The organism is Glycomyces halotolerans (assembly GCF_054779575.1).
This window is the reverse complement of record NZ_BAAGXZ010000002.1, coordinates 213,592-228,901: the sequence shown is the minus strand read 5'-3', so window position 1 is coordinate 228,901 and position 15,310 is coordinate 213,592. Positions and strand designations below refer to the sequence as shown.

Genomic DNA, 15,310 nt, shown 5'->3' with positions numbered 1-15,310 from the left:
TGACGTGATCCAGTTGCTGCCAGCCGAGGCGCGCATTCGCCGCAGCCGGGACTTCAGCACGGTGCTGAGGCGGGGCCGCCGAGCCGCCCGAGGCGGCGTCGTCGTCCACTGGGCCCCCGGCCCGGACGCCGACGCGGAGCAGACGACACCGTCCGATGCCGAACCATCCTCGGCACGGGCGGGTTTTGTCGTCTCCAAGGCCGTCGGCAACGCCGTGGTCCGCAACCGGGTGAAGCGTCGGCTGCGACACGCGGTCGCCGACCAGATGCGCTCTTGGCCGCCGGGAACGGACGTGGTGGTGCGGGCCACGCCGAAGGCCGCCGAGCGCGACTTCTCGCAACTGAACGCCGATCTGGCCGACGCGGTGTCATCGGCCCGGCGGGGCAAGGCGAAGCGGAGCCGAGGCTCCGGCGCGAAGGCGCCCGATACCGGTTCCCACCGGGGCGGATCATGATCGCCCGGGCCTCGGGCATCACCACCCGAGCGCTGAGTCTGCCGATTGTCGCGTACCGTCGGTGGGTAAGCCCGGCGATACCCAACCGGTGCCGCTTCTACCCCAGTTGCAGCGCATATACCCTTGAGGCGCTGTCCCGTCACGGCCCGGTCCGTGGCATATGGTTGAGCCTGCGGCGACTGGGACGGTGCCACCCCTTCCACCCGGGAGGCTACGACCCGGTGCCTCCTCCGCGGCGAAGCCCGCGACCCGCGGACGAGCCGCCTGTTGGTATTGAGACGACTGGAGTCCGTCAGTGAGCTTGCACTGGATCTACATCGGCGTATCGTGGCTGCTGCTGCGGTGGCACGACCTTTGGAGCAGCCTGTTCAACGGCGCCGAGGCGCTGGCCACCGACTGGGCGTGGGTCCTGGCGATCGTGTGCCTGGTCATCACGCTCCGCGTGGTGATGTTCCCGCTGTTCGTGAAGCAGATCCGGTCCCAACGGGCGATGCAGAAACTGGCTCCCGAGATCAAGGCGCTGCAGGAGCGCTACAAGGGCGACCGGGAGACGCTCCAGCGGGAGATGATGGAGCTCTACCGCAAGGAGAAGGCCAACCCGCTCATGGGCTGCCTTCCGATCCTGCTCCAGGCTCCGGTCTTCCTGGGACTGTTCTGGGTGCTGCGCCGTCCCGATCCTGAGCAGACGCTCAACACCGACCTCTACGGCTGGTCCGGCTACAACGATGGTCCGGACTCGCACTGGAACACCTACATCGAGGCGAAGCTGTTCGGCGCGCCCTTCTGGTCGTCGCTGGGCACCTCCGGCAGCGAGATCGAAGCGGTCGGCGCCGATCCGCTCGTCGTGCGGATCGTGGCGGTCGTGCTCATCGCCGCCATGATCGTCACCACATTCCTGACCACGCGTCAGATGATCCTCAAGACCGGTTGGTCCGAGGACCCGAACCAGCGGATGATCCAGAAGGTCATGCTGTACGGCATCCCGGCGATCCTCGTCTTCTCGGGCGCCATCTTCTCCATCGGCGTGGTCATCTACTGGACCGTGAACAACCTCTTCTCGCTGGGACAGCAGCAGTACGTGCTGCGCAAGTACCCGCCGCCGCAGCAGAACTCCGCGACCAAGCCGCCGAAGCCCGGCTCGAAGGCGCACGAGAAGATGCTCCAGGAAGAGCGCGAGGCCGAACAGCGCCGCAAGTCCCTGGCTCCCAAGCCGGGGCAGAAGCCGAAGCAGTCCAAGTCGCCGAACCACGGTCCGCAGAACAAGACCGGTGACTCGGGCAAACCGAACGGCAAGCCGACCGGGCCCGGTTCGGGCAAGAACCTCTCCCGCTCCGAGCGCATCGCCAGGGCCAAGAAGGTCAGCGGCGCTCAGCAGGCTGGGAAGAAGAAAAAAGGCAAGGGGGGCGGCTCGCGCGCCGCATAAGCGGGTGCGGGCCAGCCGCGATGGGGCAAACTAGGCTTGCAACTAGTGATGGGACATAGTTAACGATTATGGGAGCAACGGTGCGGGAGGACGAGGTGGCCTCCGAAGACGAACTGTTCGAGCAGAGCGAAGTGGCGGCCGACTACATGGAAGGCCTGTTGGACATCCTCGACCTCGATGGTGACATCGACGAGCTCGTGGTCGGCGATCGCCCGCAGGTCGAGATCGTCGGGGCCGACCTCGGCGACCTGGTGGGGGCGAAGGGGCAGACCCTCGAGGCGCTGCAGGAGCTGTGCCGACTGGCGGTGTACCGCAAGACCGGTGACCATTCCCGGCTGATGCTCGACATCGGCGGTTACCGCGCGGGTCGCCGGAAGAAGCTGGCCGATCTGGCCGAGCGTACGGCGAAGAAGGTCATCGAGACCGGCGAAGTGGTCAAGCTCGACCCGATGAGCGCCTTCGAACGCAAGTGCGTCCACGACGTCATCAACGCCACCGCCGGCGTCGAGAGCGAGTCCGAGGGCGCCGAGCCGCGCCGTCGGGTCGTGGTCAAGCCGGAGTAGCGCCGTGCAGATCGATGACTCGCCGACGTCGCCAAGAGGAAGCGCATGAGTCGGGAGCCACTGAGCTCTGAAGACCTGGAGGCCAATGTTTCACGTGAAACATTGGCCTCTGTTTTCGGTGACGACGCAGACCGGATCCAGCAGGCCCGCGATTACGTCGGCCTGCTGCGGACCGTGGGCATCGAGCGCGGTCTCATCGGACCGCGGGAGGTGCCGCGACTCTGGGGCCGCCACGTGCTCAACAGCGCGGTGATCGGCGAGCTCATCGACGCCGACGCCGATGTGGTCGACGTCGGCTCGGGTGCGGGCCTGCCAGGCATCCCGTTGGCGCTGGCCAGACCCGATCTGTGGGTGACGCTCGTCGAGCCGATGCAGCGCCGGGTGCACTTCCTCGAGGAGGTCGTCGATGCGCTCGGCCTCGACAACGTCGAAGTGCTGCGCGCCAGGGCCGAGGAGGTGTCGCCGCGGGGACGCGCCGACACCGTGGTCTCGAGAGCCGTTGCGCCGCTCGGGAAACTGGCCCGATGGTGCCTGCCGCTGGCGCGGCCCGGCGGGCTGATGCTGGCGATCAAGGGACAGAGCGCCGCCGAGGAAATCGAGCGCGACGACCGGCAGATCGCGACCGCAGGCGGTGGTGGCGCGACGGTCGAGGTGTGCGGCGCCTCGAAGCTCGCCGATCCGGTCTTCACCGTCCCCACAACGGTAGTGCGCGTTCCCCGAGTCCGATAGCCTCGCCGCGCGATCCGACGGACGCTGCCCACTCCCGAGAACACCCCACGCGCGGACGGCATCTCGCTGTGCGGTCGCCGGTGTCAAACTGTCTGAACGACCGACTTCCTTGGGGCATAAGCAAGCCGATGTGTATCGAACGGAATCCTGAATCGTGACGGCGACGTTGTTCGGTGTCTTGGGCTAGTGTATGGCTCGTAAGCTTCTCCAAGAACGGGGTCGATGTTTCACGTGAAACATCCGGCCCGTAATCTGTGGCGGTGAATGTGCGCGACCCCCTTCCTCCAGAAGATCGTGAACACCAGACCTCTCTCGGCGGCGACACTCCGGCTGAGCGCCGTATCAAGGACGTCCTCGACGCCGCTGTGAGCGAAGAGCAGGCGACCCCCCGGCGGTATCGCTACCGAGAAACTTCACAGTCGCCGGGTGGCGAAGCCCTGCCGTACGGGACAGTTGGTTCAGAATCGGTCTCTAGGAAGACCGGCGATACCGATCCGGTCTTCCGCAGCCAAAACGATCTGTCGAACGACGGCGGGGAACGGGACGGGATGCGCAGGTCCACATCGAAACGAAGCAGGTCCGGACGTCACACCGCGCCGGAGGCGGCCGCCTCCGGCGCGGGACTGAGCTCGGCCGCCGCCGACCCGGTAGCCGAAGCGGCGGGAACCCCCGTGTTCGCAGCGGAACCTGGTGCCGCTTCGGCCGGATACGACGGCGGCGAGGAGTCCACCGCGCTCGACGAGCGCGGGGAGGTCCCGCAGCAGACGAATCCGATCGAGGACGATCTACCACTGGCCCGAGAGGCGCAGCGCGCGGTTCGGATTCTGAATCCCGCGGGCTCGGTCTTGATGCCGCGGCCGCCGCGCCGGCGGGTCATCGCGGTGGCCAATCAGAAAGGCGGCGTCGGCAAGACCACGAGCGCGGTCAACTTGGCGGTCGCGCTCGCGCTGCACGGCAATCGCGTGATGGTCGTCGACCTCGACCCGCAGGGGAACGCCTCGACCGGTCTCGGCGTCGAGCACGGCGCCGGCACGCCGAGCGTCTACGAGGCGCTCGTCGACAGCATGCCGCTGGAGGAGATCGCACAGCGCGTCGACGGCATTCCGGGGCTCTCCTGCATTCCGGCGACCATCGACCTCGCCGGGGCCGAGGTCGAGCTGGTCAATGTCGTTGCACGTGAAGCACGGCTGGAGAAGAGCATCGCCGCCTACGGGGACGAGCTCGACTACATCCTCATCGACTGCCCGCCCTCGCTCGGCCTGCTGACCGTGAACGCGCTCGTCGCCGCCGAGGAGGTGCTGATCCCGATTCAGTGCGAGTACTACGCGCTCGAGGGACTGGGCCAGCTGCTGCGGAACATCGAGCTGGTGAAGGCGCACCTGAATTCTCGGCTGCGCGTCTCCACGATCCTGCTGACGATGTACGACAAGCGGACCAAGCTCGCCGATCAGGTGGAGCAGGAGGTGCGCGGACACTTCGCCGAGATCGTGCTCGACGCGGTGGTGCCGCGCAGCGTCCGCGTCTCCGAGGCTCCCGGCTACGGGCAGTCGATCATGACGTACGATCCCGGTTCGCGCGGCGCGGCGAGTTACTTCGAGGCGGCCGAGGAGATCGCCTTGCGGGGCGCGAAGACGAGTTCGAAACGGCAGAGTCACCAGAGCGAGAAGGGCGGGAACTAGTCGATGGCAGCGACGAAACGTGGAGGGCTCGGTCGCGGGCTCGGGGCGTTGATCCCGACCGGTCTGGCCGAGAGCACGACCACTGAAGTCGAGGAAGTCGACGACGAGACGCCCAAGGCGAACGGCGCCCCGCGCCAGGCGGTGCCCAGCGATCGCGATGTTTCACGTGAAACGGCGGTCGCGGTGGCGCCGGTCGATGTTTCACGTGAAACAGCCGCGCCTGAGGAACCGGACGTCGAGGCACCGGAGCTGCCGGAGCTGGTGCCGGTCCCCGGAGCGAGCTTCCGGTTGATCCCCGTGGCAGAGATCGCCACCAACCCGAAGCAGCCGCGTCACATCTTCGACGAGGAGCACCTCGGCGAACTCCAGGTCTCGCTCACCGAAGTCGGGATGCTGCAGCCGATCGCCGTTCGCGAGAAGGCCGATGGCGAACTCGGCGAGGAGTCCGACGGCAAGCGGTACGAACTCGTCATGGGCGAGCGACGCCTGCGCGCGGCCATGGCACTCGGCTGGGAGTCCGTGCCGGCGATCATCCGGCGGACCTCCGATGAGGAGCTGCTCCGGGAAGCGCTGCTGGAGAACATCCACCGCGTCGAGTTGAACCCGCTCGAGGAGGGTGCGGCGTACCAGCAGCTTCTCGAGGAGTTCAACGTGACGCAGGAGGAGCTCGCCAAGCGGATCGGTCGCAGCCGCCCGCAGATCTCGAACACGATGCGGCTGCTGAGCCTCCCGCCGACTGTGCAGACGAAGGTGGCCGCCGGAGTGCTGACGGCCGGCCACGCGCGGGCGCTGCTGGGTCTCGACAACGCCGACACGCAAGAGCACATTGCTCAGCGGATCATCAGCGAAGGGCTCTCGGTGCGCAGCACCGAGGAGCTCGTCTCCGCCTGCCGCCAGGAGGAGACTCCCGAACTCGACGATCCGAAGGCGAGCCCGTCGCGAACGGCCACCAAGGACCGCATCAAGGCGCCCGGACTCGAGGAGCTGCGGGAGCGCCTGTCCGATCACTTCGAGACGAAAGTGAACGTCTCGTGGGGCAAGAAGAAGGGCAAGATCGTCATCGAGTTCGGCTCCCTGGCCGACCTCGACCGGATCGTCGAGCAGATCGGCGTCGAATAGTCGCAGGGGCGGGCCCGGCCGACCGGGCCCGCCCCTCACGCAGTGAAAAGCGATCGGGGCGATGTTTCACGTGAAACATCGCCCCGATCGCTGTATCGGTCTGGCCTGACTCGCTATGACAGTTCGCGCCACATGATGATGTCGTCGCGGTAGTCGTCATCGGCCACGCGCACGGCGCGCGGCAGCCGCCCGACTTCGGTGAAGCCGTGGCGGCGGTAGAAGGCGTCGGCGCCGGTGCCCGAGCGGACCTTGAGGCTCAGGGCTTCCAGCTTCAGCTCCTCGCGTGCCACTTGGTCGACCGCGGCGAGAAGCCTCCCGCCGAGGCCGCTGCCTTGGCGTTCCGGATCGACCTGGACGTGGCGGATGGTGCGCCATCCCTGCCTCGGCGGGCTGTCGTTTGATGTGAGAACACACCAAGCGACAATGGCGGCTCCTTCCTTTAGAGCGACCAGCGTGTCAGTCTGGTCGATCACTCGCGCGAGAATGGAAACGGTGTGAGGACGGACCTCGTTGAGGTTGACCGGCGGGACGAACCCGACGGAACCGCCGGCGTTCGTAACCCGTACCCAGAGGTGGCTGAGTTCATCGACGAGCGCGGCGGTGACCGGCGGATCCACCAATACCGAGATGTGGTCGCCGTTCACCGGCGACGCCTCTGGCGGGGAATTGTCAGTCACTGTTGCATGCACGCCTACCAGCTTGCACCATGACCGCCTTGCTCCGACAGTGCCTTCCCGCCATATGGGCGCACGTCACTATCGGACGGCTATCGCCCGGTCTGAGCAGCAAACACACCGCTTGACGACTATGCGGGCGATTCGCGGTCCGGGCAGGCTTCGCAAGCGTCTTCAAAGAGGTGGATTCCGGTGCTTTCCAGGCTCGCGGCGATACGGTACCTTTCGGGGGTGGCATCAGCGAGTACCCCCGGCCAGAGTCCCCATCCGAGTCAAGCGAATCAGCATCGACAGCCGAGACCTCAGCGCGCCGGTGGAGCGGGGTCGTCACTGCCCGCCTTCGTGAATTGGCCCGCCTTTCCGTTCGAAGGCGCCATGCGCCTTAAGCCCGTCCAAGAACCGGTGGCCACCGAGCCGCCCCGAAGAGGCGACCGCCAGGAGCAGTGCACGGCCTGCCATACACCCGACAGCGCGTATCTGTGGACCGACGAGCGTTGGCGGCTCAAGAGTCCGCCGGCCCCGAGCGGGCTGCCGGTGGTGGTGATCCTGGAGCCGCGCGCCCATCTCGATCTCGGCGACCTGTCGACGATGCACGCAGCCGAGCTCGGGGTCCTCACGGTGCGGCTCGAGCGGGCGATCCGGTCGCTGGAGACGGTGGCGCAGGTTCACGTGAACCGCTGGGGCGACGGCACCGCGCATCTGCAGATGTGGTTCCTCGCCAGGCCCCACGGCTACCTTCAGCTGCGCGGGCCGTTCATGACGATGTGGGACGAGATCCTCCCACCCGTCGACGAGCACGAGTGGAAGATGAACCTCGAGTACATCATCGCCTGGCTCGGCGACGACTGAAAGCGACGCGGCCGCCGATGTTTCACGTGAAACATCGGCGGCCGCTGTGCGTCGTGGGCGAGGATAAGCGCCGCAGCGCCAGGCGCACCATGTCGGCGAGCGTCTCCCCGAAGTCCATGCCGGCGGCCTCGATCGCCATCGGCATGAGCGAGGTCTCGGTGGTCCCGGGCGCCACGTTCGCCTCGAGCACCTGGACGCTCCCGGCGTCGTCGACCATCAGGTCGACGCGGGACATGTCGCGCAGCCCCAATGCCTCGTGGACGGCGACCGCGATCTCGGAGACGCGCTCGGCGGTTACCTCGTCGACATCGGCCGGCACCGTCCAGCGGGTCGCCCCCGGGTTGTAGCGGGCGGCGTAGTCGTAGTCGCCGTGCAGCGGCGTGATCTCCACCGGCGGCAGCGCCCGAGGACCGTCACCGAGGTCGACGACGCCCACGGCGATGTCGCGGCCCTCCACGAAGGTCTCGACCAGCGCCTCGTCGCTGTAGGAGAAGCAGCCCATCATCGCCGACGGGAAGTCGTCCTCCTTGCGGACGGCGTGCACGCCCAGCCCGGAGCCTCCCGAGTTGGGCTTGACGACCAGCGGCAGGCCCATCTTCGCGGCGATCCGGTCGAGGAGCTTCCCGGCCCCGAAGTCCGAGAACGCCTGCCGGGGCATGACGGTCCAGTCCGCGGTGGGCAGGCCAGCCGACCGCAGCAGGTCCTTGGCCGTGGCCTTGTTCCAGGCGCGGCGGGCGCCCACGGCGTCGGTGCCCACGAACGGAATGTTCGCCAGCTCCAGGACGCCGCGCAGCGAGCCGTCCTCACCGGGCGCGCCGTGCACCAGCGGCAGCACGACGTCCGGCGGGAACTCCTGGAGGTTCGGCAGCAGTCGGCCGTCGAGATCGCGGATCTCGCAGACCATGCCCTGCCGCTGCAGGGCCGCGGCGGCCCGGCGCCCGGACTTCAGGGAGATCTCGTGCTCGTAGGACATGCCTCCGGCCAGGATCAACACGCGGACGTCGGCGGTTGCGGCACTCTCCTTCACGCTGCACCACCGCCCGTCGGACGGAAGGTGTCGCGCAGCTCGATATCGGCCGCGACGACGCCGCCGAGGCGCCGCACCCCTTCGCGGATCGTCTCCGACGATTGGGTCGAGAAGTTCAACCGCATCTGGCGCCTGCCGTTGCCGTCGGCGTAGAAGCCGGTGCCAGGCACGTAGGCGACCCGCTCCTGGAGCGCGCGCGGCAGCATCGCCTTGGAGTCGAGGCCCTCCGGCAGCGTCGCCCACACGAACAGGCCCCCGCCCGGTCGAGTCCAGCTCATGTCGTCGGGCATGTAGTCGGTCAGCGCGGCCATGAGCGCGTCACGGCGGTCGCGGTAGAGGGTCACGAAGACCTTGACCTGCTGGCGCCACTCCATCTCGGTGAAGAACCGCAGCGCGGCCTCCTGGATCAGCGAGGAGGGGCACAGGATCGAGGCCTCAACGGCCAGCAGCAGCTTGTCGCGGACGGCAGGCGGCGCGAGCACCCAACCGAGCCGGAGCCCGGCGGCGAAGATCTTGGAGACCGTGCCGAGATAGATGACGCCGCGCTCCACGCGCGAGCGCAGCGGCGCCGGCGGCGCCCCTTCGAACGAGATCATGCTGTACGGGTCGTCCTCGATGATGAGCAGACCGTGCCGCTCGGCGATCGACAGGATCTCCTCGCGGCGCTCGTCGGTGAGGGTGACGCCGGCCGGGTTCTGGTAGGTCGGCACGGTGTAGAGGAACTTGGCGCTGCGGCCTTCGCGCTCGAGGGAGGCCAGGGACTCCTCGAGTCCGGCGGGCACGAGTCCGTCGTCGTCCATGGGGAGGTGGCGGACGTCGGCTTGGGCGGCCTGGAAGACGCCGAGCGCGCCGACATAGGTGGGTCCTTCGGCCAGGACGATGTCGCCGGGATCGAGGAAGGTGCGGGCGAGCAGGTCGAGTCCCTGCTGGGCGCCGTTGGTGAGGACGAGGTCGTCGGCCGAGGCGGTGATGCCCGACAGCTCCATGACGCCGCACAGGGCCTCCCGCAGGGCGGTGCTGCCCTGGCCGGGGCAGTAGCCGAGCGCTTGGGCGCCGGATTGAGCGAGCAGTCGGGTGAACATCTCGCCGAGCTCGTCCATCGGGAGCGCGGCGGTGTAGGGATTGCCTCCGGCGAGGGAGACGACTTCGGGGCGCGAGGCGACCGAGAACAGTGCCCGGATCTCCGACTGTGCCATCCCGTGAACCCGGGATGCGTACCGACCGGTGTAATCGTCGAGTGTTGTACCGGACACGCGGAGACCTCCTTCAAGGGTCTGCACTGCTCGCGTCAGAGGCCGCGGAGCTTGGAGCCTGAGTTTCTCATGGATCGAGTTGTACGGGGGGCCGGGCGCTGTGCCGACACTCCCGGTCCGGTGGGGCCCGCGAGCCCGCTGTCGGCGTCGCCGGCGCACCGGACACCAGCTTACGGGTGCGCGACGCCCATCGGCCCACCCTACTAGCACATTGACCACCCCTGATGCGTGTTTTCCATCATCTGAACACCCGCACGACGTAACCTGATGAGGTGCATCGGCGTCTGGTCAACCTCACGCTCGACACCCTGGATGCTCTACCGAGGCGGTGTCGCACCTGCGTCTTCTGGGAGCTGTCCCCGCTGTGCTCGGAGGCCGCCGGGGATCTCGGCGACCCCGCACTCGAGAAGGAGGCCTGGCTGTCGCAGACGCTCCTGGAGTGGGGCGGGTGCGGGCGCATCGCCTACGACGGCGAGATAGTGGCCGGGTACGTGACGTACGCGTCGCCCAAGTTCGTGCCGCGCTCGGTGGAGTTCCCGTCCGGGCCGGTGTCCCCGGACGCGGCCCTGCTGATGACCGTGTTCGTCAAGCCGCAGTACGCCGGGACGGGACTGGGCCGCCAGTTGGTGCAGGCGGTCGCCTCCGACGTGACGCGGCGCGGGGTGTACGCCATCGAGGCGTTCGGCGACGTCCGCGGCGAGCCGGGAGCCTGCCTGGTGCCGGCGGACTTCTACCGGTCGGTCGGGTTCAAGACGGTCCGCTCCGATCCGCGCTACCCGCGGCTGCGTCTCGAGCGGCGGGCGCCGTCGCGGCGCGAGCCGGAGTCGGCCGAGTCGGTCGAACCGCCCGAGACGGTGGAGTGGTTCGGGCTCGACGACCTGGAGCTGGAGCAGTTCCTGGACGGGCCGGGGCTCGACGAGCCCAGCATCGTCCGGCCCCGGACCGATGAGCGGCACGGCGTCCGCCGCCGCTACTAGCCAGGACATGAGCGAGGGGCCGAGCATCTGCTCGGCCCCTCGCTCGTATCCTCGCGGGCTACTTCTCCAGGAACTTCCGGATGGCGGCCTTGGGCTGGGCGCCGATGAGCTGGTCGGCCGGTTGACCGTTCTTGAACAGGATCATGGTCGGAACGCTCATCACCTGGAACTTGCGGGTCGTCTCCGGGTTCGCGTCGGTGTCGAGCTTGCGGATCTCGACCGCGTCGGACTCGGTGGCGATCTCCTCCAGGACCGGGGCGACCTTCTTGCAAGGACCGCACCATTCGGCCCAGAAGTCGACCAGGACCGGCTTGTCCGACTCGAGCACCTCGGTCTGGAAGTCGGCGTCGCTGACTGCTTTGATGGCGCCCATGGGCATCCTCCTGTTTGTCTGATGTTGCGTGGTGCGGAAGCGCTAGTCGCTCAGGCCGGTCACGTAGCGCTCGGCGTCGAGCGCGGCGGCGCAGCCGGTTCCGGCGGCGGTGACGGCCTGCTGGTAGGTGTGGTCGACGAGGTCCCCGGCGGCGAAGACGCCCTCGAGGCTCGTCCGCGTGGTCGGGGCGGCCACCTTCACGTAGCCGGTGTCGTCGAGTTCGACCTGGCCCTTGACCAGTTCGGAGCGCGGGTCGTGGCCGATGGCGATGAACAGGCCGGTGACCGGCAGCTGGCGCTTGTCGCCGGTCTCGGCGTCGGAGACCTCGACGCCGCTGACCTTCCCGTCGGTGCCGACGATCCGGTCGACCACCGTGTTCCACTCGACCTCGATCTTGGGGTTCTTCAGGGCCCGCTCGGCCATGATCTTCGAGGCGCGGAAGGCGTCGCGGCGGTGGATGATGGTGACCTTCGAGGCGAACTTGGTGAGGAAGGTGGCCTCTTCCATCGCGGAGTCGCCGCCGCCGACCACGGCGATGTGCTGCTCGCGGAAGAAGAACCCGTCGCAGGTGGCGCAGGCGGACACGCCGCGGCCCATCAGCTCGGTCTCGCCGGGGATGTTCAGGGAGCGGTAGGCCGATCCCATCGCGAGGATGACCGCGCGGGCGCGGTACTCCTGGTCGCCGACCCACACCTTCTTGACCTCGCCGGTGAGTTCGACCTTGGTGACGTCGTCGGCGACGAGTTCGGCGCCGAAGCGCTCGGCCTGCTTGCGCCAGTTGTCCATGAGGTCCGGGCCCATGATGCCGTCGGGGAAACCGGGGTAGTTCTCGACATCGGTGGTCTGCATGAGCGCGCCGCCGAACTGGGAGCCCTCGAAGACCAGTGGGCGCATGTTGGCGCGAGCGGTGTAGAGCGCGGCCGTGTATCCGGCCGGACCCGAGCCGATGATGATGACGTTGCGTATTTCGCTCACCGGAATGTGCTCCTATGCGGTGTTGCGGCGGTCCTCGCGGCCGCGCGCGGCGCGGCGGACGCCGCGGTCGGACCGTATCGAGGCTGACAGCTTCAACGTCATCCTATTGACAGGAAATTCCGCGCCACCGGCCTGTGGCGGCCTTGTGACAGGCGATGATGCGCGACGTGGCCGATCTCACGGCTCGGGTCGGCTCAGCGCTGGGAGGTGAGCTCCACGATCCGGCCCTGCGCGCACTCGGCCGTCACCGCCACGGCGATCTCTCCCGAATCCGACACCAGGAGCACGACCACGGCCGGCTCGTCGTCGTACCAGGCGAAGTCGACCGCGACCATCAGGCTGTCGTAGCGTTCGGCGATGGCCTCGCGGCAGTTCTCCCACGCCGGACCGCCGCGGGCGAGGAACTGGAGTTCCTCGGGCACCTCGCCGTCGGCGCTGGCGTCGCCGAGCCCGCGCAGCGCCGCGAGCAGATCCGGTTCGTCCGCGTAGTCGCCGCCGGTGGAGAACGTCTCGACGCCGGTGGTCTCCTCGGCGCCCTCCGGCGCGGCAAGCTCCTCGTCGGTCGACTGGATCTCCTCGGACCGGGCCGCACCGGCCTCGTCATCGGCCAGTCCCGCGCCCGCGTCGCCCGCGCCGTCTTGGGCCGTCGTCGCGGAGTCGACGGCGCCGGTGGCGGCGAAGTACTGGACGGCGACGCCCACGCCGCCGATGGTCACCAGGATCGCCGCGGCGGCGCTGACGAGCGCGTACCTGACGCGCTTGCTGCGGATCCGCTCGCCCCAGCTCGGCGCGGTCTCGGCCCTGGCGTGGAGGGTGTCGGCGGTCGGGAGCTGTTCGAGGACGCGGTCGAGCCGGTCGGCCACGTCGAGCGGGAGGTCGCCGTATTCGGCCGAAGCCTCGCGCAGAGCCCTGGCGGCTTCGGTCTCGAAGTCACGTCGCATGCTCATGGGCGACCCCCCTCCTCTCGCACCTGTCCTGAATCCCGTGTCCCATCGGCTTCGACGCCGCGCTGCCTCACCGGGTTCCCACCGGTCGGCCTGGCCGGATCGAACTCCGGCAGGCGCTCGGCCAGGCGCCTGCGGGCGCGCGACGCGCGGGATTTGACGGTGCCGGGCCGGACCTTCAGGATCGCGGCCACCTCGCCGACCGGGTAGCCGAGCATGTCGACGTAGACCAGCACGGCGCGCTGGTCGAACGGGAGGTCGGCCAGCGCGCGCCTGACGCTGAGCTTGAGCGCCGAGTCGCCGGGGTCGCCGTCGCGGGAAATCGTCCGGTCGACTTCGGGCAGCGGCACGGTGGGGCGCCGCCCGGCCGCGCGGATGCGGTCCAGGCAGGCGTTGACGACGATGCGGTGCAGCCAGGTGGTGACCGCAGCGTTCCCCTTGAAGGACCCGGCGGCCTGGTATGCCTTGATCATGGCGTCCTGCAGCGCTTCGGCCGCGTCGTCGGGATTGGCGAGGGTCCGCACCGCCACGGCCCACAGGCGGCCGCGGTGGCGTCGGAAGAGTTCGCCGAAGGCGTCGCGGTCGCCGGCGACGTGCCGGGACAGCAGTTCGGCGTCGCTGAGGGCGGGGCCGTCACCGGGGGCGGTGTGGGCCGCTGGCTGAGTTCCGCGTTCGGGCGGGCGCGGGGCGGGCATGGTTCCTACCGTACGAACACTTTGATGTCGCTGACGGTGATCTTGTAGCCGTCCGAGACCGGCGGCAGCTCAGTGATCCATACCACCACATAGCGAGTGGCCTGGTTGCCGGCCTGGAGCTCGAGGTTGGTGTCGGCGTCCTCGACCGGCTCGGCGAGGGTCGCGAAGTCCTCGACGATCCGCTCGTCGCCGTCGCTGCCGTCACCGGGGTCCTCGTCGCCGGCGAGCAGCCCGACGGTCGCTCCGGCGCTGGTCATCTGCACGCGCACCGAGGCGACCTCTTGCTCCTCGCCCAGGTCGATGAGGATGCCCATACCGGATTTGAGGTTCCCGAAGTTCGACTGGTTGTAGTAGGTGTTGGTCGACCAGCCGGTCGAGGCGTTGCCGTCGATGACGTTCTCGACGCCTTCGAGCTCGGTCCGGTCGCCGGGCGGGGGATCGACCACGCGCACGTCACCGGGTTCGAGCTCGACCTCCGTGGGAGCGGCGACCTCGGTGTCGGTCTCGGTGGTGTCGGATTCGGCGGGCTCGCCGTCCTCGCCGGTGAGGCCCAGCGACGTCTCGTCGCTCGCCTCGGAGCTGTCGCCGCCGCCCCAGACGAGGGCGCTGGTGACCACGCCGGTGAACACCACGAGGGCGGCCACGGCGGCGATCACGGCCATCCGCTTCATGCCCAGAGGCGGCGCGTCGGCCTGGTCGGCGGAGCCTTCGCCGATGCTGTCGAGCGAGACGGCGCCGCCGGTGGCGGCCAGACGGCGCAGTTCGACGGCGAGTTCGGCCGCCGACGGCGGGGTCTGGTCGGCGTCGAGCAGGTCGCTGGTGAGCCGGCTGATGGGCTCGGGGACGCCGTGGACGACCGCTCCGGCGTCGAGGGGGCGGCCCCAGTCGTCGACGCGCGCCGCCGGGAGGCCGACGTCCTCGGCCGGGACGATCTGCGGCCAGGTCCCGGTGAGGCACGCGTACAGCGTCGCGCCCAGGGCGCGGACGTCGCCGACCTGAGTCTGACCGGGCTCGTTGCGCGGTTCGGTGACCATGACGCGGTCGTCCTCGGACAGCAGCACCGACCCGGGCTGCAGGTCGCCGTGCGCGACCCCGCCTTCGTGCAGCGCGGCCACGGCGTCGGCGACGGAGGCGACCAGTTCGAGGGCGTGAGCGGACGCCAGCGGTTGGCGTTCCAGCACGTGACGGAGCGATGAGCCGCTGACCCACTCGCGGACGACGTAGGCGAAGCGCCCTTCGTCGACCGCGTCGTAGACGTCGACCATCGAGTCGGACTGCGTCCGGGAGGCCGCCACGGCGGCGGTCATGGTCGGTGCGGCGTCGTCGCCGCCGGGGGAGCGCAGGACCACGGCGACGCTGCGGTGCAGCAGCACGTCGGTTCCCCGCCACAGTTGGCGGTGGCCGTTCGCCCCTCCGAGGTGCTCTTCGAGGCGGTACCGTTCCGCGAGCAGGTCTCCCACGGACGGCACGTCGACAGAACTCATGGTGCGGGGTCCTCCCCTCTTAATGCGACCGGGTCAGGGCCGATCATTGCCTCGCCATGCTACGAGCCGGAGCTCAAGACCAGGGCGGGTGG

17 protein-coding genes are annotated in these 15,310 nt (G+C 68.9%); 9 read left to right on the top strand and 8 right to left on the bottom strand.

Annotated elements, in window-relative coordinates; all coding sequences use genetic code 11:
• Positions 1 to 13 precede the first annotated feature (13 nt).
• From rnpA to ACYVL2_RS02960, 7 genes are all read left to right on the top strand, one after another.
• A complete protein-coding gene (gene rnpA, locus ACYVL2_RS02990; RefSeq protein WP_460540205.1) occupies positions 14 to 454 on the top strand; it encodes a ribonuclease P protein component in 441 nt (146 codons plus the stop codon).
• Positions 451 to 753, top strand: a complete 303-nt coding sequence (gene yidD / locus ACYVL2_RS02985; RefSeq protein WP_460540038.1) for a membrane protein insertion efficiency factor YidD — start codon at positions 451 to 453, stop codon at positions 751 to 753. Before rnpA ends, yidD begins: the two co-directional genes overlap by 4 nt.
• Positions 750 to 1,877 (top strand): membrane protein insertase YidC, encoded by a 1,128-nt coding sequence (gene yidC / locus ACYVL2_RS02980; RefSeq protein ID WP_460540036.1) that lies wholly within the window; start codon positions 750 to 752, stop codon positions 1,875 to 1,877. Before yidD ends, yidC begins: the two co-directional genes overlap by 4 nt.
• A 68-nt stretch (positions 1,878 to 1,945) precedes the next feature.
• Positions 1,946 to 2,440 (top strand): Jag family protein, encoded by a 495-nt coding sequence (locus tag ACYVL2_RS02975; RefSeq protein WP_460540034.1) that lies wholly within the window; start codon positions 1,946 to 1,948, stop codon positions 2,438 to 2,440.
• A gap of 45 nt (positions 2,441 to 2,485) precedes the next feature.
• The gene (gene rsmG / locus ACYVL2_RS02970; RefSeq protein ID WP_460540032.1) at positions 2,486 to 3,169 is read left to right on the top strand and encodes a 16S rRNA (guanine(527)-N(7))-methyltransferase RsmG; all 684 of its coding nucleotides are present in this window, start codon (positions 2,486 to 2,488) and stop codon (positions 3,167 to 3,169) included.
• A gap of 548 nt (positions 3,170 to 3,717) precedes the next feature.
• A complete protein-coding gene (locus ACYVL2_RS02965; protein ID WP_460540203.1) occupies positions 3,718 to 4,848 on the top strand; it encodes a ParA family protein in 1,131 nt (376 codons plus the stop codon).
• Between the two features lie 3 nt (positions 4,849 to 4,851).
• Positions 4,852 to 5,967: a ParB/RepB/Spo0J family partition protein gene (locus tag ACYVL2_RS02960; RefSeq protein ID WP_460540030.1), complete on the top strand. Its 1,116-nt coding sequence runs from the start codon at positions 4,852 to 4,854 to the stop codon at positions 5,965 to 5,967.
• A gap of 113 nt (positions 5,968 to 6,080) precedes the next feature.
• Here ACYVL2_RS02960 and ACYVL2_RS02955 read toward each other — a convergent pair whose 3' ends face one another.
• Positions 6,081 to 6,611 carry a GNAT family N-acetyltransferase gene (locus ACYVL2_RS02955; protein ID WP_460540028.1) on the bottom strand — a complete coding sequence of 177 codons (531 nt, stop codon included), beginning with the start codon at positions 6,609 to 6,611 and terminating at the stop codon, positions 6,081 to 6,083.
• Positions 6,612 to 7,016: 405 nt separating this feature from the next.
• Here ACYVL2_RS02955 and ACYVL2_RS02950 point away from each other — a divergent pair, with 405 nt between their 5' ends.
• Entirely contained in the window at positions 7,017 to 7,490 is a 474-nt protein-coding gene (locus ACYVL2_RS02950) for a hypothetical protein (protein WP_460540026.1), read from the top strand.
• 22 nt (positions 7,491 to 7,512) lie between these two features.
• On the opposite strand, the gene ACYVL2_RS02945 is transcribed toward ACYVL2_RS02950, so the two are convergent.
• Positions 7,513 to 8,517 carry a D-alanine--D-alanine ligase family protein gene (locus tag ACYVL2_RS02945; RefSeq protein WP_460540024.1) on the bottom strand — a complete coding sequence of 335 codons (1,005 nt, stop codon included), beginning with the start codon at positions 8,515 to 8,517 and terminating at the stop codon, positions 7,513 to 7,515.
• Positions 8,514 to 9,770: an aminotransferase-like domain-containing protein gene (locus tag ACYVL2_RS02940; protein WP_460540022.1), complete on the bottom strand. Its 1,257-nt coding sequence runs from the start codon at positions 9,768 to 9,770 to the stop codon at positions 8,514 to 8,516. The genes ACYVL2_RS02945 and ACYVL2_RS02940 overlap by 4 nt, the downstream gene beginning before the upstream one ends.
• Before the next feature lie 272 nt (positions 9,771 to 10,042).
• On the opposite strand from ACYVL2_RS02940, the gene ACYVL2_RS02935 reads away from it, so the two are divergent.
• Complete coding sequence (locus ACYVL2_RS02935; RefSeq protein WP_460540020.1) at positions 10,043 to 10,747, top strand: GNAT family N-acetyltransferase; 705 nt, start codon at positions 10,043 to 10,045, stop codon at positions 10,745 to 10,747.
• A gap of 58 nt (positions 10,748 to 10,805) precedes the next feature.
• On the opposite strand, the gene trxA is transcribed toward ACYVL2_RS02935, so the two are convergent.
• The 5 genes from trxA to ACYVL2_RS02910 all read right to left on the bottom strand — a co-directional run bounded on the left by trxA (position 10,806) and on the right by ACYVL2_RS02910 (position 15,218).
• Positions 10,806 to 11,120 (bottom strand): thioredoxin family protein, encoded by a 315-nt coding sequence (gene trxA / locus ACYVL2_RS02930; protein ID WP_460540018.1) that lies wholly within the window; start codon positions 11,118 to 11,120, stop codon positions 10,806 to 10,808.
• A gap of 42 nt (positions 11,121 to 11,162) precedes the next feature.
• On the bottom strand, positions 11,163 to 12,095 hold the full coding sequence (gene trxB / locus ACYVL2_RS02925; protein WP_460540016.1) for an NAD(P)/FAD-dependent oxidoreductase: 933 nt from the start codon (positions 12,093 to 12,095) through the stop codon (positions 11,163 to 11,165).
• A 194-nt stretch (positions 12,096 to 12,289) separates the two neighbouring features.
• Entirely contained in the window at positions 12,290 to 13,042 is a 753-nt protein-coding gene (locus ACYVL2_RS02920; RefSeq protein ID WP_460540014.1) for a hypothetical protein, read from the bottom strand.
• The gene (gene sigM / locus ACYVL2_RS02915) at positions 13,039 to 13,734 is read right to left on the bottom strand and encodes an RNA polymerase sigma factor SigM (protein WP_460540012.1); all 696 of its coding nucleotides are present in this window, start codon (positions 13,732 to 13,734) and stop codon (positions 13,039 to 13,041) included. Before sigM ends, ACYVL2_RS02920 begins: the two co-directional genes overlap by 4 nt.
• Before the next feature lie 5 nt (positions 13,735 to 13,739).
• Entirely contained in the window at positions 13,740 to 15,218 is a 1,479-nt protein-coding gene (locus ACYVL2_RS02910; protein ID WP_460540010.1) for a protein kinase family protein, read from the bottom strand.
• Positions 15,219 to 15,310: the final 92 nt, after the last annotated feature.